The organism is Paenibacillus sp. GM2FR (assembly GCF_002803325.1).
GTDB classification, from domain to species: domain Bacteria; phylum Bacillota; class Bacilli; order Paenibacillales; family Paenibacillaceae; genus Paenibacillus_AQ; species Paenibacillus_AQ lautus.
Map to the genome: position 1 here is coordinate 2,450,370 of NZ_MKZM01000008.1, position 18,408 is coordinate 2,468,777.

Genomic DNA, 18,408 nt, shown 5'->3' on the forward strand with positions numbered 1-18,408 from the left:
AAAAGCCCGCTTCCAGCGCAAACGCATGGCTGGAAACGGACGGTATACAGGCTTTATTAGGGCTTTCCGGCTTCCAAGCTGTTTCGGTATTCTTGGGGCGTCACGGAATAATACTTTTTGAACACCCGAATAAAATAGTTCGGGTTGTGGTATCCCAGCTTCAGGGCAACTTCGAAGCTCTTCAAGGAGTGGTCGGCCAGCAGCTCGGCCGCTTGCTCCATCTTCAACCGGAGCACATAATCACTCAAGTTCGATCCGGTCTCCATTTTAAAGAGGCGGGACACGTGAACCGGATGCATATACATATGATCCGCAATGGCTTGCAGGGAAATATCCTGAGACAGATGGTCCCGTATGAACCGTTTCATCCGGGACACGGCAGCGCTCCGGTCGCTGCGGGTTGCCTGTTCGGCGCTAGACTCCAGTAGAGGCAGCACTTGACCCACCCATTTGCCGAGCGTGGCCGCGGTTGTGCATTGCGACAGTCCCGTTACGTCCGCAAGGGACGCTCCGACGATATCGGCCAGACCGCGTCCGTTCTTGTGCGCATACGCGCTTAGCGAGGAGTATATAAAGAAAAAGGCTTCGATTACATGCTCCTGCGATTGGCTGTGCGCGAGCGACAATTCCTTGAGGATCTGCTCAAGCTTCTCTTTAATCTGCTTCCAACTGCCGGATTCCAGCAGATGAGGGAGAAGCGGGGGCTCATAACACTTTTGCAAGGAACGGACCGGATGAAGCTCCTCTTCATCTTCTGCGTAAACGAACATATCACTGTGACTGCCAATATGGCGGCGCAAAGCGAAAAGACTGTCCTGGTACAGCTTTCGGACATCTTCCGGAAAGGAACCTCGTTTTCCTATCAGGACGGAGATCGTTCCTTTCAGGTAACGGCTGACGTTCATCTGTAACTGCGCCGCGAGATGCTTGAGTTCATTTTCCTGTGCATGCTCATGGGGGTGCATCCTGTCCGCCGATTCATCGCTTACAAAAACAAAAAAGACGAGATATCCGTGTATGTCCCTGCATCGCCACAACCGAAACCGTTCCCCGAAGATCTCGTCCGCCATGTTACCGATCGCGTACTCCATGATGGAGGAGTCATAAGGACTCATTTCCGTCAGACGGTCCTCCATCCGTACGAGCATCAAGGCCGCTTGATTGCCGATGGCGGATTTCATTTCAAGCAGCTCCAGTTTTTCGGCCCAAACGTTCTTCGGCGATTTCATGCCTTGAAGCAGCTGATTCAGGAATTCGCCTCGAATTTGAGGCAGATTAGCTCGAAAAGCCTGAACCGCACGGTTGTAGGTTTCGCTGGACTCACGCTCCTGCCGCAGCGATTCCACAGCTCCGCCTACTTTTTCAAGCACGACTTCGTCGCTGACGGGCTTAAGCAGGTACTCGTAAGTGCCAAGCGTTATGGCTTCTTTCGCGTAAGCAAACTCAGCGTAACCGGACAGCAGGATCGTTTTGATCTTCTTCCATCTCGATCTCGTGATCTCGATAAGCTCGAGCCCGTTCATCCGTGGCATCGTGATGTCGGAAATCATAATGTCGACCGGCTGCGTCTGCAGTATTTCCAGCGCTTCGAAAGCGGAGTATGCCTTGCGCACTTCATCAATCCCGATTGTACGCCAAGGTATCGTATGCGCCAGCCCCTCTACCACGCTTGCTTCATCATCAACGATCAGCAATGTATACAACATCATCCCCCCTTGCTCTACTTGGATCTTCCCAGCATAATTCTACGCGAAGCCCTCCCGACGGCGATTCCGAGAAGGTCAAACCCGCATGTTTGCCGTACCGGGTGATCAGTCTCTGATGAATGTTCCACAGGCCGAATCCCCCGCTTTCGTTCAAGGGCTCCTCGACCTGCCGCTTCAGCTTGTCGATGATGCCAACGTCCATGCCCTGGCCGTTGTTGTCAATTCTGATTCTGCATCGACTCCCTTCGGTTTCTCCGGAAATATGAATCATCGCAAAATCCAATTGATCCTCGACGCCATGAATGACGGCATTCTCCACGATAGGCTGGAGCAGTAAGCGCGGAATCTCAAGCTGCATCATTCTTTCGGGAACCTCGATCTCGAAGGTTAGGCGCTGAAGCCGCAGCATCTGAATCGTTAAATAATTGTCTACCAGCTTCATTTCCTCTTCAAGCGGCGCGGTCGGGTTTTCCAGTCGAGTCGTGTACCGGTAATACTCCCCCAAGTTCAGGGCCATGGCCACGACAGCTTCCTTCTCACCGAGATTTGCCATGTTCTTGATGTAGAACAGGCAGTTATACAGGAAGTGAGGGTTGATTTGCGATTGGAGCTGCTTAAGCGTGGCTTCCTTGGATCGCAAAGACTCTTTGTATACCCGTTCGATGAGCTCCTCGATTTGCTCCGCCATATTATTGAAGGAATGGAACAGATACATGAATTCGTTCTTCGGCGCATCCTTCAGACGCGTCATATATTGACCGTCCCTGATCCTTCTCACCGCATGAAGCAGGCGGGAAATCGGACGCTGAACATTGCGGTACAACAACAAGGTCAGCAGTAAGACGAGAACAAGCAGGAGCGATACGGAAATGTAAAAGAGGGTGCTGCTTAAAGTGATCGGAGAATAAACACTGTCCAGTCGGACGAAATCCACCAGATACCAGCCCAAACTGCTGGACAAGACGTAATTCATTACATATTTGCCCTGCCCGGATTGCACGATTCGGCTGCACTCTTCCCCAAGCTGCATCTCGTTCAGGATGCCGGCCGCCATTTGTATCGTCTCCTCGACCGATGTGCTGTTGGCAATAACGGTTCCGTCAGGTGCATACAGGAATGGCTCGCTGTCCCCATCCTGTTTCAACCGATTCAGCATATTGACCAGATTCTGGTCGGTGAAACGGACCTCCACGATCAGATCCTGCGAAGAAGCGGACGTTCTCATCCAGCTGAAAAAGGCTTGTCCTCGCGAATCCCGATGATAAGACCAGTTCTGCTCATGCGCATTAGCCAAGTATTCGGCATCATACCTTGCCGACAAGTCGGTAGTCAGCAATTCTTGATACTGCATTACGTACATAAGGATTTGGCTGTCCCAGCTGCTAGTTGCAATCTGCATATTCAACATATCCGTGATCCGCTGCTGGCTGTCGATTCGTTCCATGAGGGTGCTCCGTGGGCGCTCCGCCAGATAACTCTTGATCCCGTCATCATTGCTCGCAATCACCGAATATTTGGTTAGCTGATCGATCATGTTGTCCATCTGACTCATGAAGAACGTCAGTCGGTTCCGCTGGCCCTCCTCCACAGCCGAACGAACGACGTTGATGCTGACCTGATGGGAGTAGGCATACAGCAAAATAATCGGAATAACCAAGACCGCCAGCAGTGTTGTTAGCTTCGCAAACGTACTTGTCCTTAACCGCTTCATCAAAAAACATACCCCCGTGTCAGAGCGATTCGCTCTACTTCTCGCTGTCGATCAGTTCTTGCAATTGAACGTTTGCCGACTCCGCAGCAACCCCGACATCTTCGCCGATGAGTCCCTTCACCACAACGCTGCCGATAATGTCCCGTGCTTCCTTCACGTGAATGACTTTTGGACGATCATAACTCATTCCGATCGGGATGGATTCATTGATTACCGGAATCAGCTCCTCCGGAAAGCCGGAGATGCCTTCCTTGTCATGCCACAGCGAGCTCCGGGCTCCCGGGTTACCAATCCTCTGGGCTTGCAGCACCATGTCCCGGCCCGAGGCCCACTCGATGAAAGCCCAGGCCCCATCCTTGCGGGCCGATTTCGCATTGATCGCAATGCCCCAAGCGGTAGTGCTGTAGGGCTTGCGGCCGGCTTCGCCTGCCGGAAACAGCGCATACCCAATCTTCTCCTTCGCCAGTCCTGATTGCGTGAGCATGGGGTAGATCGCGCTGGCATCGGTGAAAAACGCCGCCTTTCCTTGAGCGAACAACTCCGCGGACTGAGTCCAACTGTAGTTCAGCACATCCGGTGGACCATATTTTCCGAGTAGCCTTACATACCGTTCAATTCCCTTGACCGCTTCCTTTGAGTTCAGTACCGCCTGATCCTCATTCGTAAAATTTCCGCCTTCGGAGTATACGAAGGACGAGAGCTGGGTGACGAGAGCGCTTCGCTGCCCTCTTGCAACAAAACCGTAGACGCCACGCTCGGGATCGTGCACCTGCTTGACCGCCGCTTCCAGCTGGTCCAAAGTCTGCGGCACTTCGATTTCTTTTTTCTCCAGCAAATCCTTGCGATAAAATAGAATCTGCTGCTCGGTTGAAAGCGGGACGGCAAGCAGCTTTTCCTTCACCGTTACCGATTCCAGCGCCGTTGACGAAAAATCGGCAAAGTCGTAACGTGGATCCGATACGGCATACGATTCCAAGGGCATTAGCCAGCCATTGTTCTCATACAGACTCAGCTCTTCCAAAGGCCGGATCATGAACACGTCGGGACTTTCGCTACCTACCGTCATCTGTACGAACATCTTTTGGCTGAGCTGCTCATTGGTCAACGCTTGAAAATCAACCTTGATGCCCGTCTCCTTCTCGAATTCGGGAAGATGGGCGCGAAGGATATCCGCAACCGGGTTTTTGGCCATATATGCGGTAATCCGCACGTTGTCAAACGGTCGTTCCGATTCGGACATTCTGCTGTCAGCTCCGTTCCTCCCCGCCATGCATCCAGCTGCCGACACCATCATGACGACTATCCATAACACCCTGCAGAAACGTCCTGCAACCTTCATAACTCCTCCTCCTGTTCAGTCGGTCATAAATCGATATTAAAACGTTTACAATGAAGAAGACACTGAAAAAATTTAACATATGGTACACATATTTAGCGTCATGCATAGTCCTGATTCCCATACGGCTTTTCGGCAGACGAAATGCCCCTCTTTATCAAAGACTTTATTTAAACAAAAAAGCCGCTGATCTCATTCCAGATTAGCGGCTAAAAATTTACCTATTATGCTTCCTCTTCATAAACAACAACGGTCTGACTTTCTGATTCCCACTTGACGGTTGCATTCAATGCCTCACTTATGAAGCGTACGGGCACATACGTATTGCCCTTTGTAACGGTGGCTGGGGCATCCAATGAGACCTTCTTCCCATTAACGGTTGCTGTTTTACTGCCCACCAGGAGTTGAATGCTAACCCCGTCCTTCGTAACGGTGATGGAACGCTTTTCCGGATTCCATATGACCTCGGCTTCCAAAGCCTCGGCTATCGCGCGAAAAGGAACATATGTATTGCCTTTTTTGACAAAAGGTTCGGCATCCGAAGCTTCGCCGTTCACATACAGCTTAACCCCATTCTTCTTACCCGCCTTTTCGTTAAGCTTGCCCATGGTTTTGTATAGATCCAAATTTTTAAAATTTGCTTGAATAGCTTCTTCTTGCAAATACACAGCGTCCGTCACGCTGCCGTTTGTTTCAAGCATGCCCGCCGCCGCTTCTAACGCCTTGTCCTTTTCAATAATGGCTTCAAGTTGTTTTTGTTGTTCGTCCGTCAGCTCGGCCGCATATTCGGTAAGCAAAATATTGGCTAAAACGGCGCCTGCCGGTTTATCTTCTACGTTTTGAATGGCATTTAGCAAGCCTTTGTATCCTTTGTGTCCTTTGTTCTTGGAATCGACTTTATCGGTGGAATTGTCGTTTGTATTCTCTGTTTCCGGGGATATTGAATCCTTAACTTGGTCTTCTTTTTTGCTAGTCGTATCAGATGCCTCTGCTTCCTCGGTTTGAGGCTCTTCATTTCGAGTTTCTTTTTCTTTAGGTCCCTTTGACGATGCCGCGTTACTCGTCTTGCCAGGTGGGGTGTTACCCGGTTTGGCTGAGATCGTGCCTGCGGCGGTCGCAAACATCAGTGCCGCACTGGTGAGCAGAATAACTGTTTTTTTCATCATAATTCCTCCTGAATGATAAAAATATATGCCCCTTCAATATCGGCAGAATAAATAGACTTCAATAGATATACGTTAAATTAAATAATCCCAGTTAAAAGAAAAAGTCGCCCTGATGGCGACTTTTCTTGTACAAATTTCGATTATTATCATCTGCATTCGTATTTATAATAATCTTGTACATGCACTGCCTTAAATCCAACCGACTCATATAACCTCAGCGCATGGTTGTTTTTCGTTTCGACTTCTAAGTGTACCGTAAATCCGGCAGAGCTTTGCTCTTTAACGACTTGGCGAAGCGCTTTTCTGCCTATCCCTCTGCCCTGATATTCTGGCAATATGGAGAAGCCATAGATCCACGCCTGCCCCTCTTCACGACTTACCCGAAGTTTCCCAACCGTTTCTTCGTTCACGTCAATCATGAGCATATCCGTATGATCCGCGAAATGATGGCTCTCCATCACTCTGGCGTCTTCTTCGTCCAATCCGAAAGCCGTCACGGACAAACGAACGCTCATTTCGTAGTCTTCTTCGGTTGCCTGTCTGAGAAGAATATCGCTTGTCTCCTCCAGAGGCGTTTCGTGCCATTCCATTTGATGCTCCGAGAATGCATATTCAGCACCTTGTTTATTCAAAAAGAATGTTGCCGCATCGGATCTCGCAGGCGCGTTCAACAAGATTTTTTTGTATCCATTGGATTTCACTTGTTCCATTGCAAGGTGAAACAATCGCCCGAAATGCCCCTTTCGACGTTCATTAGGCTTTACCATGCCGCATACTTCGACAGTCGAACCAAAAGGATATAAACCTAGAAACGCTACTAGTTCGTCATCCTCATAATGAAAAAAATCCAGATTCTCCGTTTTGCGTTCTCTGAGTATATCCCAGTTTAGCTTCAGTTGTACATGATCATGAAGTTCACACTCTTTTTGCAATTGTTCAATGTCTTGTAGTTGCTGTGTCGTTAACATTTTTTTCTCCTTTTAACTGTCGAAATCAATAAACTCTGCTATAAATATTCGGCAACTCGTTAATCGACACCTTTTATTTTGTCTCCATGGCGCGCCAAATCACGGTAATCGCTTCCGCACGGCTAGCATGAGATTTGGGTTTTAACATGTCGTTTGGATAACCCTTCATGATTCCATGATCTACTGCAATCAACATCGCTTTCCGTGCCCAAACAGCAATCTTATCCTGATCGATAAAGGTTTTGTTGGTAAGGGGATGATCCAATTGAAAGGCTTGAACCACCATTTGTGCCATTTCTTCGCGCGTAATGAAATCGTCGGGGCCAAAAGTAACCGGATCGTATCCTTGGATGATTCCGTAAGAATACGCTGTTGAAATGGCTTGCCTCGCCCAATGATCCTTGGTATCGGCGAATTCCTTACTGCCTTTATTAGTGAGACTTAATGCTTGAACCAGGATTGTCGCGAATTCTGCTCGGCTCATCGTACGGTCAGGTCTGAAGCTTCCGTCTATATAACCGTTCACAATGCCCTTTTCTGCGAGATTCTCAATGTTCTTTTGCGCCCAATGACCTGTTACATCGGTAAACGTAACACTGATCTCAGCCGGCGCAATCGTTCTCGCGAAAATCACAAATGGAGTAAAGTGGTCGGTTGTACCACTTATAATCCCCTCATCCCAGTCTATGTTGAGGTTATCCAGTGCTTCCCATTCCAACGCATCTTCGTTAAGTTGACGGAGTTGGAGCTCATGAATGCCCTTTTGTATGATATTGGCGTCAAATTTCAGGCTGATGGTTACGTCTTTATCGAATTTTCCGGACACATCTTTCTTAAACTCAACGACTTTACTAGCTAATCGTTCTCCTTCGGATAGGGAAAAATCATCATCTGGAAGTGTTAGATTGATGGATAAATAAAATGGCCGATATAGTGCTTTAGCAGGGATGTGAATCTGTCCCCCCTCAAAAGCAATGGTTCTCCCTTCCAAGCCTACAAGAAAAGTGTTGTTCGGCAGCGGATAACCATGGCTACCGTTAGAGGGATTTGAATTGCTTGTTTCACTTGCCTTCCGGGTTATCAAACGATACCGGCTGGACGTCACACTCACGGCATTACCTGTTTGGTCTTGTGCTCTTACATGCAAATACCAATCACCGTCAACGCCACTTTTCATAAGCGTGGCCTCGTTCACAAACGGTTTCCAGCCTGTAGTTGGCATGGACGAATCGGTCGTCCACTGAAACTCCAGTGAGGATTTATCTATGCTGCTTCCTGAATCAATGACCGTTACCCTCGGTGTTACCGATGTAACCTGCATTTCGCTTCCATTAGGGTAAATCGTAATCCATGGCGGTGTATGGTCGATCTTCACCGTAATATCCAAGAATAACGTATTGCCCGCATGATCGGATGCCTGAAATCGAATGTTAGTTTCGCCTTCATTCGATATTTCGAAGGGGGTTTTGTTTTCGTAGGCTTGTGAAGGCCCCCCGTTCAGCGAGTAGGTAAGATTGGCGATCTCGCTGACTCCTGATTCGGCATAGACACTCAAGGTTACGCTTGACCTACTCCATTCGCCGCTCGTATATTCACTTCCGTCCGCCTTCACTAATGTAGGCGTCAAGTTTATTCCAGTTGTGCTGATGCAGACTGTGCGTCGTTCAATCGATTCATTGCCCGCAGTATCGACGGCTTTGAATGCGATTCTATGAACACCTTCATCGCCCAGGACGATATCAGATAAATAAGGGCTCCACGACACGCCGTCATTTAGCGAATACGTAAATGAAGTGACGCCAGACTCGTCAGATGCTTCTGCACTTACGTTAACCGTTTGATGGCTCCACGTGCGATCAACATACTCCATTCCATCCGCCGTGGTCATCGTAATGGCGATGGATGGCGGTATATGGTCAACGGGACGAGTCAGGTTATCGACGATCCGATCCGTTAAACTGAGCAGCGCATTGTTTGCGCGGTCGGAAATGTTTCCGGATGGTTTATCGTAGGATAGGAGAACTTGTTGGTCTTCTTCAAATGCTTTATCTACTTTAAGGACAAGTGTATTAGTTCCTGATCCGTCCACCCGAGAAATGGTAGAAGGCTTTCCGTCTGTTGTAATTATAATTCCCCCGGCGTCAGTGAGGCTGACTTCTTCATCAAAGCTCACGATGACGTTGCTCGGATGCTCGCTTTCGATCTTCGCACTGGTGATGGTTGGTGGAGCAGCGTCCCATTCGAGGTTGGCTGCAATTCCTTGCAAAACAGGAAACATGGCTCCCTCCTGTAACGCCCATATTCCGCTGAAGTCCCAATCGGTACCAAATCGTGCATACTGTTTCATTTCCGACGTAATCCGCGGTTCACCTTTGCCGGTATCCGATTGTCCGGTCGTTTCCTTATTATAGAAGCTCGAGGTAACCGTACCGAATTCCCGTCCGACCAGGCCGCCGACTTCGCCGCTGCCAGTTACACTTCCGACGGCATACGTGGTCTTGATATCACCGATATTCCTTCCCACGAGGCCGCCAACATCGTAACGACCGTCAACGGAGCTGATGGCATACGAATCATTTACCTTACCGCTCTCATTCCGACCCACGAGGCCTCCGACAAAATCCATACCGGTAATGCTCCCGGCGGCGAAAGACAAGTTCACTTGGCTATTCATATCATTGTGTCCGACCAATCCGCCGATATTGAATTGACCATCGACTTGACCCGTTGCATATGCGTTATACACCAGGCCCGCATTCGAGCCGATCAATCCACCGATATGGCTGTTTCCGCTAACGCTCCCGGTAGCATACACAGCCTCAGTAACACTCCCCATGCCGTTCCTTCCGACCAGACCGCCTACTTCATCCACTCCACCGACAGTAGCACTCGAGCTAGAACTGCCAATCGTTCCGTCGTTATTCCCGACCAGGCCACCTGTCATGCCTGCTCCGGTAACATTCCCTGTAACATGGACCTTCATAATCTGGCTGCTGGGCCCGTTTTGTCCCGACAGCATGCCTGTCTGAAGGCCGCCGGTGACATTCCCGTTCTTCAAATGAACGTCTCGAACCTCACCACTAGAAATATTACCGAACATCCCGACACTCATTAAACTGCTCCTGTTGATATATAAGCCCGTAATATCATATCCTTGGCCGTCGAGTGTACCTGTGAACGGAGTGCTGCCATTACCGATGGGTTCAAATCCAAAACCGTTCCCTGTGCTCGTCCCCCACATATCGGAGCGGGTGTTATCAGTGAATGTCGTGTCGAAATCAATACCCTGCGTCAGTATGTAGTTCGCCGACAGATCCATTGCCATCAGCTGCAGTTGATGCGAGTTCCATATTTCGGTCGACCATTCGGAGCGAAGGAATGGTCGCGTCGAGTCCTCGACCATAAACCAGTCATTGTTGAAATCCCAGCCGGAATAACTCGATTGGGTTAGTGCCTGTGCAGTCGTGAGGCCGCTCGCGGTACAGGATCCGTATGTATCGTATCCACAGGCACTATTCAAGCCGACAGTTTCAGCATCCCAGAAACTGTCGCTCAATTTCCCACTATTACTCCCAACCAGACCGCCCACAGATTGATCGCGCCCGCTGACGCTGCCACTGGCGTATGACTGAAGGATCAACCCGTGGCCCGTGCTGCCCGCAAGACCGCCGACAGCACTCCTGCCACGGACTGTTCCCGTGGCATATGACCTACTTATAAGAGCGGAAATATTATAACCGACCAGTCCGCCGACGTGTTCAGCGCTCCCGCTGACGTCACCCGTGGCGTAGGACCGGATGATTTCTCCACCTTCGCTGTCCCCTACTAACCCACCCACTATAGAGGTGCCACTGATCGTACCGGCAGCATAGGAGTCACTTACCATCCCGTCGCTGCGCCCTGCCAAACCACCCACATAATCGGTCCCGGTGACGGTACTCGTAGAGTAGGAGGAGGTTATTTTACCCTGAATGCCATTGTATCCTACCAACCCTCCGACGGTGGCCATGTTGCTTCTAACCGTTCCGGTAACGTAGGACCCGTTAATGGTTCCATCGCTGCGCCCTGCGAGCCCGCCCACATGGTTGTTTCCAATGATCGAAATACCTTCGAGAGCGATATTTTCTAACACACCATTGGAGCCTACAATTCCGAATAGGCCGACCATGTCCATCTTGGGCTGATTCATGGTCAGATTGCGGATGACATGTCCCGCTCCATCGAAGACACCAGTGAACGGGCTATTGCCGTTTTTGTCATCGCCGATAGGCATAAAGCCAGCCCCATTACTCCAATTTGCAGTCTCCGAAGCATCGATATCCGCTCCGAGCTTGTAATGAGCATTCAAGTCATTACGCACGGCGTTTAATTGATCTAACGTTGTGATGACGTAAGGATTGTTCGCCGTCCCGTCGCCGGACATCGCATCATTCGAATTAGCGAATGCTTGAAGCGGGATGATGCCGATCACGAGTAATAATGTCATCGAAATACAGAAGATGCGTCTCATCTGGTCTTTCCTTCCTTTCGTTATTCAATTGCCACGATGTACATTATATTGGATCTTTCGAGAGTTCGAATCTAACCCCGGTTATAGGCCCGGTTATAGTTACGCAATAAAAGAGACCCGCCGTGCGGCGAGCCTCCTGTTACAACCTTCCGTGTTTAACCCTGGAACTCTTTCCCTCTTTTGATCGCCTCGACTCGGTTTTTCGCCTGCAGCTTGCTGTAAATGCGATTGATGTGTGCCTTCAAGGTCCCCATTCCGATGCCGAGCGTTTCAACGATCTCCGGATTGTCCAGCCCTTCCTCCATATAACGAAATATCGAATATTCTCGCGGTGTCAGAAGCTTTTCCAATGTTGCTTTGCCTTGTAGCGGAAATTCGGCTGTCCCTCCGAAAGCGGACAAAATTCTCCGTACATAGGCAAGTGAAGGCGCGTTTTTATCTCGGATGTTTCCTTTTTGACGATGCTGGACATATACCGCAAGCAGTTGTGCCACCAGCTGGCCTTTATCAACAAACACACGGATATAATCATCGGGCTTCGCAAATATAAGCGCCTCTTCCAGCTTAAGCAGCGCTTGTTGCGGCTTATCCATCATCTGCAGCAGCATCGCCTGAAGCACTTGGAGCTCCAAGGCGTCCATCGGACGATGGCCTTTTATCGCGATTTGCAGCAATCTCTCCGATAACGTCCATGCCTCCTGACTGTTGCCGGTCTCCATCAACACCCTAACGAGAAAGATATAGGCGAATAGCTGAAATACGGATACCGGATCATCCGACGAGACCTTGTATCGATCCTTCCATTCGACAGCTGCAGACAAGTCTCCGGACTCCATTCGCAGACTTGCCATTTCGACATCGAGCAAGATGGGGGCTGCCTTAGCGCCATCCTCAATCGCCCTTCTATAGGCTTCTTCCAACCATTTTTCGGCCTGACTGATATCCTGTCTGGATTTGCTGATACGCGACAAGAAAAGACTGGCGGGAACGTACACCTTCTCTGGTTGGTAATGCGCCTGACTTGTGCCTTGTAATCCAAGCTTCAAGTACTCCTCCGCCTGCTCCAGCTCGTTGCGTTCGTAGAGTAATTCGCCATAACATACAACGACCGAATCCTGTAGTCCCATTGGTTTCATGAATTCGATCATGCTCAAAAAGAAAGTATCCGAAAGGCCCCGAGGCAAATGTTCGCCACGCTTGCCATTGTATGACCTGTATATAGAAGGAGACAGTGGCATATGAGGAGATGCGAAGATCAGATCCGTTCCTTTAGGACTATGCTGAAGTGACAGATGGATATACTCCAGCCCTTTTATCATGTCCATGTCATATTGGGTCGCTTTAAAGTTCCTTACATAATACAGATAACCCAAATAGCGATTATTCTCCTCCGGACTCCAGCTTGCTGAGGAAGCAGCATAATGCTTCTCTGCTAGCTGTAAATACCGTTCCGACAGCTCCAGCTCCTGAGACCACAATAACGAAAAAATGTAAGAAAAATAAAGGTAAGGATACTGCATAAGCAGTTCCTCGGGAATCGCTGACAACCAAACCTTCATGGTCGAGAATTCCCTGCGGACCATCAAGCTTCTCAACTGTTCTAGCAGACGTATCGCTTCCGAATGATAGTCTCCGGCCAAGTAGTAATCGATCGCTTCTTCCATCAGTCCCTGCGATTCACACCAGGCTGCAGCCGATTGGAAGAGCACGTTTGTCTTCGCAGGATCAAGGCGTCGCTGCTGCTTCAGCAGAAACTCGCCGAACACATGGTGAAATCGGAACCAATCCCTGTCTTCATCCAGCGGGATGAGGAACATGTTGCGTTTTTCCAGCTGGGCCAGCATCTGTGCACCGTGTTCTCCAGCAACAACCTTACATAGCTGCCCGTTCATCCGCTGTAAAATCGAGACGTTCAACAGAAATTGCCTTGTTGGCTCGTCCAACGATTCAAACACTTCCTCGAATAAATATAGCTCGACGCGTTCAGGGTTGGACTGTACGTGCTTGAAAGCTCCCATCCACTCATCGTCCTGAATAGACAACGAGATCAGCCTAAGTCCCGTCACCCAGCCCTCGGTCTGGATTTGGATGTGTTCAATCTGCTCCCTTGGCAGCTCCCTCTTCTCAACGATGTGGAAGAAATTCACCGTCTCCTGCAAATTGAAGCACAATTGCCGGGTATGGATTTCATGGATCCAGTCCCGACTAATCCATCTCGACTTCAGAAATCCATGGCTGCTTCGACTAGAGAAACAAAGATGCACCCGGGAAGGCAAATACTCCAGAAAATAAGAAACCGATGCCTGGATATCCGTATTATGTATGACATGCCAGTCATCCAAGATCAGGATAAACGGTTCATTCAAGCCGTTCAATTCGTTTAACAGAGCAACGATAAATGGCTCGTATTGACCGGGAGTCAGCATTGCGTTTGAGGCACGGACGGAGTCTGGCAAACTGCCGATTGCCTGTTCGATCGCTTTCATGAAGTAGTTCCAAAATCGGATGAGGTCATTATCCTTGTCATCCAGCGATAACCACCCGACGGGTCGGTCCAGTTGTCTGGCCCAATCACTGACCAGTGTCGTTTTACCGTATCCGGCGGGAGCCGTCACGAATGTCGCCCTGCGGTTTAGTCCCGCATTCAATCGCGCAAGCAGCCGGGGACGTGGCACAGATGGATAAAGGGGCTGGGGCAGTTTCAATTTAGTTAGAAGCAAGAACTGGCTTTCCTCTCTCTCTTGTATCATGTATCCTCTTTTCGAAGGCCTCTCTGGGCCGTATCTTAGGTTTTGTCCATGAAAACTTCCAGAAGCCGGGTTGTTGTCAATCTGGTAATGTGTAATGACATGTTGAGAAATTCATAATCAGTGGAGAACCAGCAGATGTGTGACATCGTTTTATAAAATGAAGGATATCATTATCTAAAATTCAGATTATCTTAGTTTTAGAACTTTTGCACCTGTATTTTGGGAGCAGCCCGTTTTCTTTATAGAGTCGATACTTGGTAGTCCCCCAATAAGCCATCCGAGAATGACACGGTTTTGTACTAAATAACAATATCAATATCAATATCAAAATCAAATCTGTCAATTACCCGGTTTATTTAAGTGATGACAAAAGAAAAATGATCTAAACAAAAAAAAGACTGTGCATAGACAGTCTTTTGGGGCTGGTTTAAATCAATTATAAATGGATCCTGAATTTACTGCTGGCATATTCGAGTTATGTTGCATCATCCCTTGAGGGATCGAGTTTCCGTGACAATTATTGTACATTTGCTCTAAATCGGAATCGCTGAGATTGGGATGCATTTCTTTCATGAAAGGAATCATGTCTTTAAAGGTACTTGTAGCCACCTCCGAAGCATAGACAGCAGTTCCGATGCCAAGTGTCAAAACAGCAGCACCTACTATCGCGATGAACTTGGAGTTCATGATGTTCACCTCCTTTCCAGACCCTCATGCATGTTTGGACAACCCTTGTCCGATATGAATTAAAGAACCTTCATAGCTGGCATGTTCCTACTCATATTTAGGTCAATAATGAACTTCCACTATCATACATAATAAATGTGTTGAAGCTGTGAAGATATCATAAACGTCACTTTCTTTCCTTTCCTCTTATAGTATAGGACCTCTCTCCCTCCTTCATTTTTGTATGCAGATTCGGCATTTCTACCCCTTTAGTTTAATGAAGTAAGTGAGTTATGTTGACAAAATCGACTAATGTAAAACGCCCATCACAACACCTGATATGCGTTACAGAACATTCTGGGACCAGATCGCTTTGTGCCAGTATAAAATTCGGGTGTGTACCGTTCAACTCTTCCTCGGTAAATTCGTTTACCATAAAGTCTGTGATCAAACCACCATGTGTCACAATAACCATGCTTTCGTGTGGATGCTGATCTGACAGCTCCAGTAAGCAGGAAGACAACCGCTCACCGGCTCTCCTTGCGGAGTCTCCCACAGGAGGCACATAGTCTCGTTCCTTATTGCAGCGATTCCACATCTCAACAAACTCCTGAAAGGTTTGACCAGGCGAGTCTCCCCAGTTCGCACGTTCCCGTAACCGAATGTCCTCTGATACGGTTATATTAACGGCTTCTGCAACAATTTGAGCGGTCTGCTTTGCTCGATTCAGCGGGCTGCTAATCATTCTATCTATGGACATTTTACTAAAATGAAGGGCCATCATATGAGCCTGCTTTAGCCCTTCGGTTGAAATGGAAACATCTCCAACACGCTTCTCTTTTTCAGCATGTCGAACTAAGTAAAACTCTGTGCTCACCATCATCATTCCTTTCATACGTCCATCAATTTGATAATGTTTAAATTAAATGGGTATCTAATTAGATATTACATTGTCTTGGACGCAATGGATAGACCGCGCTTCGATATGGGGCAAGAAAAAAAGCCGCCAAATTGGCGGCTTAAGCATGCATATGTTTTTATTTATAATGTCATGGCGTGTCCGTACTTCGCGAGGAACGCTTCCTTCGCTTTGTAATCCTTCATCACGCTGCCAACGAGCCGCCAGAAGGAGCGATCATGATTCATGTGAATGAGATGGCAGAGCTCATGTATGACCACATAGTCAATGACCTCAAGGGGCGCCATCGCGAGCCGGTAATTGAAGGTGAGATGCTTCGTCGAGCTGCAGCTGCCCCACTTCGTTTGCGACTCCTCAATGGTGAAGGATTTAGGCGTGACTTTCAGCTGCTTTTGATAGATCTTAATTCGTTCCCCGATTACCTTCTTGCAGCTGGCAAAGTAGAACTTCTTCAGTTCATGCTGGAGCGCTTCTTCCGTACGATTATGCGTCTCGATTAACTCATCAAGCGAATAATATCGGCCAAGATGAAGGAACTTGCCACTTTCTTCGTATGCTCTAACCTTCGGAGCATTTCGAGCTGCCTCAATCGATTGCAGTTGTTTCATAATCTTATCCCCATACTGCTTCACGGCGTTCAGCACCACATCATCAGCTGTATGATTCGGTGCCTTCACCGTAACCAGCCCTGAAGGATCGATATGGATCGAGATCTTCTTGCGTGGGCCATATTCTACATGACATTCTATTTGTTGTTGTCCTAGTTCAATTTTCATATTCAACTTCGTTTCTAAAAGGTTTTAACTTCATTGTAACAGAATGGTGCCGAATCCACCTCTATTTGGTGGTAAGATTCAACCTGTTGCGTGTTTTATGGGCTCGAATATAGCACAATCAAAAATGCAGCTATATTTTGATATGGGATAATATTGCGGATGGTTTCCGGCCTGTAATCAGCTGTTGCCCATCCGTATAACCTTCCTCACGACCATCAAGCTCCTGTATGAGAACGGAGCGCCAATGTCGGATACGTTCCTGACGTTCTTCATCCGCAATCGCATTGTGCAGCTCTTGCGGGTCATGAACCAGGTCAAAGAATTGCTCCTCGCCGGTTTGGGAGAACCAGATGAACTTCTCCTTCCCATCGGTCACCCAGTGATTGGACTGCATTCCTTGTGCATGCTCGCCATGAAGATGGTGGCGCCAAGACGAAGCGCTATGCCCTTCTTTCTCTTCTGCTGAGGCAAGTCTCCAGATGCTTTCTCCTTCGACTGTATCCGGTATAGGCACGCCGGCCGCCTCCAGCAGCGAAGGCATGATGTCCCGCATCTCCACCACTTGATCCGACACCATTCCCCGCTGCAAGCCTAATCGGTTGCCCGGATCATTGACGATAAACGGCACGTGGGTGCTTCCTTCATACGGAAGAGACTTCCGGAATAAATGATGGTCTCCAAGCAGCTCGCCATGGTCCGATGTAAACAGGATCACGGTGTTCTGTAGCTCGCCATATTCATTCAACGATTGCAAGAAGCGGCCAATTTGGTGATCGATATGCGTGATCAGAGCGTAATAGGCAGCCATCGCTTTACGCAGGCGGCGTTTCGGGACCAGCCCCCGCCCCGTTATAGGGGAGTATCCGGCCAAATCCGGATCTTCCGTCTGCGCCCAATCGCCAATCGGCGGCTCCGGAATATCAGCATCCTCATATAGATCCAGATACGCCTGTGGAGGGTCGAACGGTGGATGGGGCCTGACGAATGACATCCACAGGAAGAATGGCTTCCCGGGATCCCGGCGACGTAGAAAATCAATAGACTGCGTGACTACCCAATTTGTCGGATGCAGCATTTCCGCCAAATGCCAAGGACGGGCGACGGTCGATGCATTGCAATCCAGACCGAGATCGATCATATCCGAGCCGGGCACCCGCTCACGAAGCCATGGCAAGTAATCGTCGACTTGATCGTAATGCTCCTGCATCGGAATGCTGTGGTTATTGCGGTTGTGATGCAGGTAACCGTCGTGAAGCATGACGTTGTGGAACCCCATCAGATTCCGTGCCGGATAGACATGCATTTTACCGATACACTGTGTGTGATAACCGGCATCGGCCAATTCCCCCGGCAGCGTTCTCTTATAATCCCATGGCACGCAGTCCTGATAGCCGACACGGCCATGAGCCCGCTGTGATTGCCCGGTGAATATGGCTGCCCTTGCAGGTACGCAAGTCGGTGTGGCAGAATACGCACGGCTAAACCGTACACCTGTCCTCGCAAGCTCGTCCAGATTGGGCGTCTCGACGACGGGATGACCCGCTATGCTGAGACAATCAAAACGCATCTGATCGACTGTAATGAGCAACACATTCGGCTTTCCTTGGTTTTGACTCAAATTCATCAGTTTCCCCCCTCCAACTACACCCCGCGGTTTCTTGAACATTTGGTCAACTCTACTTTATCGGGGACGGCACCCACTGACTAATAAGTCATGGCAGTTTCCCAAAAACGAGATGTTCTATTGAATGTATTCGTCCGAATTCATTCATTTCCTTTTATTAAATTCCTAATGTCCCTGTTGAAGAAATTGTTGATGGGATCACCCAAGAAAGTGAAAAAAGAGCCGGAATTTTGCGGCTCCTATCGTTCTGTTGCTAGCAAACGCTCCATGATACTT

Annotated in this window: 11 protein-coding genes; all 11 read right to left on the reverse strand. The window is 48.8% G+C overall.

The window, feature by feature from the left end; translation table 11 throughout:
• Positions 1–56: 56 nt before the first annotated feature.
• The 11 genes from PAEVO_RS11020 to PAEVO_RS11070 all read right to left on the reverse strand — a co-directional run bounded on the left by PAEVO_RS11020 (position 57) and on the right by PAEVO_RS11070 (position 18,132).
• Positions 57–1,703 (reverse strand): response regulator, encoded by a 1,647-nt coding sequence (locus tag PAEVO_RS11020; protein ID WP_100537576.1) that lies wholly within the window; start codon positions 1,701–1,703, stop codon positions 57–59.
• Positions 1,681–3,417, reverse strand: a complete 1,737-nt coding sequence (locus tag PAEVO_RS11025; protein WP_100537577.1) for a sensor histidine kinase — start codon at positions 3,415–3,417, stop codon at positions 1,681–1,683. The genes PAEVO_RS11020 and PAEVO_RS11025 overlap by 23 nt, the downstream gene beginning before the upstream one ends.
• 34 nt (positions 3,418–3,451) lie before the next feature.
• Positions 3,452–4,756 carry an ABC transporter substrate-binding protein gene (locus tag PAEVO_RS11030; RefSeq protein ID WP_100537578.1) on the reverse strand — a complete coding sequence of 435 codons (1,305 nt, stop codon included), beginning with the start codon at positions 4,754–4,756 and terminating at the stop codon, positions 3,452–3,454.
• Between the two features lie 221 nt (positions 4,757–4,977).
• A complete protein-coding gene (locus PAEVO_RS11035) occupies positions 4,978–5,916 on the reverse strand; it encodes a copper amine oxidase N-terminal domain-containing protein (protein ID WP_100537579.1) in 939 nt (312 codons plus the stop codon).
• Positions 5,917–6,065: 149 nt separating this feature from the next.
• A complete protein-coding gene (locus PAEVO_RS11040; protein WP_100537580.1) occupies positions 6,066–6,887 on the reverse strand; it encodes a GNAT family N-acetyltransferase in 822 nt (273 codons plus the stop codon).
• Positions 6,888–6,960: 73 nt separating this feature from the next.
• Positions 6,961–11,373, reverse strand: a complete 4,413-nt coding sequence (locus tag PAEVO_RS11045; protein WP_165789655.1) for an S-layer homology domain-containing protein — start codon at positions 11,371–11,373, stop codon at positions 6,961–6,963.
• Positions 11,374–11,552: 179 nt separating this feature from the next.
• Positions 11,553–14,147 (reverse strand): winged helix-turn-helix domain-containing protein, encoded by a 2,595-nt coding sequence (locus PAEVO_RS11050; RefSeq protein ID WP_100537582.1) that lies wholly within the window; start codon positions 14,145–14,147, stop codon positions 11,553–11,555.
• A gap of 432 nt (positions 14,148–14,579) precedes the next feature.
• Positions 14,580–14,834: a CUE domain-containing protein gene (locus PAEVO_RS11055; protein ID WP_100537583.1), complete on the reverse strand. Its 255-nt coding sequence runs from the start codon at positions 14,832–14,834 to the stop codon at positions 14,580–14,582.
• A 253-nt stretch (positions 14,835–15,087) separates the two neighbouring features.
• Positions 15,088–15,708, reverse strand: a complete 621-nt coding sequence (locus PAEVO_RS11060) for a histidine phosphatase family protein (protein WP_243390730.1) — start codon at positions 15,706–15,708, stop codon at positions 15,088–15,090.
• A 146-nt stretch (positions 15,709–15,854) separates the two neighbouring features.
• Positions 15,855–16,508: a M48 family metallopeptidase gene (locus PAEVO_RS11065; RefSeq protein WP_100537584.1), complete on the reverse strand. Its 654-nt coding sequence runs from the start codon at positions 16,506–16,508 to the stop codon at positions 15,855–15,857.
• 130 nt (positions 16,509–16,638) lie between these two features.
• A complete protein-coding gene (locus PAEVO_RS11070) occupies positions 16,639–18,132 on the reverse strand; it encodes an arylsulfatase (protein ID WP_100537585.1) in 1,494 nt (497 codons plus the stop codon).
• Between the last annotated feature and the right edge of the window lie 276 nt (positions 18,133–18,408).

Bases quoted from the DNA above. Each gene is read 5' to 3' on its own strand.
- PAEVO_RS11025 (WP_100537577.1), bottom strand. From the start codon at position 3,417: ATGAAGCGGTTAAGGACAAGTACGTTTGCGAAGCTAACAACACTGCTG.
- PAEVO_RS11030 (WP_100537578.1), bottom strand. From the start codon at position 4,756: ATGAAGGTTGCAGGACGTTTCTGCAGGGTGTTATGGATAGTCGTCATG.
- PAEVO_RS11035 (WP_100537579.1), bottom strand. From the start codon at position 5,916: ATGAAAAAAACAGTTATTCTGCTCACCAGTGCGGCACTGATGTTTGCG.
- PAEVO_RS11040 (WP_100537580.1), bottom strand. From the start codon at position 6,887: ATGTTAACGACACAGCAACTACAAGACATTGAACAATTGCAAAAAGAG.
- PAEVO_RS11045 (WP_165789655.1), bottom strand. From the start codon at position 11,373: ATGACATTATTACTCGTGATCGGCATCATCCCGCTTCAAGCATTCGCT.
- PAEVO_RS11050 (WP_100537582.1), bottom strand. From the start codon at position 14,147: ATGATACAAGAGAGAGAGGAAAGCCAGTTCTTGCTTCTAACTAAATTG.
- PAEVO_RS11055 (WP_100537583.1), bottom strand. From the start codon at position 14,834: ATGAACTCCAAGTTCATCGCGATAGTAGGTGCTGCTGTTTTGACACTT.
- PAEVO_RS11060 (WP_243390730.1), bottom strand. From the start codon at position 15,708: ATGAAAGGAATGATGATGGTGAGCACAGAGTTTTACTTAGTTCGACAT.
- PAEVO_RS11065 (WP_100537584.1), bottom strand. From the start codon at position 16,508: ATGAAAATTGAACTAGGACAACAACAAATAGAATGTCATGTAGAATAT.
- PAEVO_RS11070 (WP_100537585.1), bottom strand. From the start codon at position 18,132: ATGAATTTGAGTCAAAACCAAGGAAAGCCGAATGTGTTGCTCATTACA.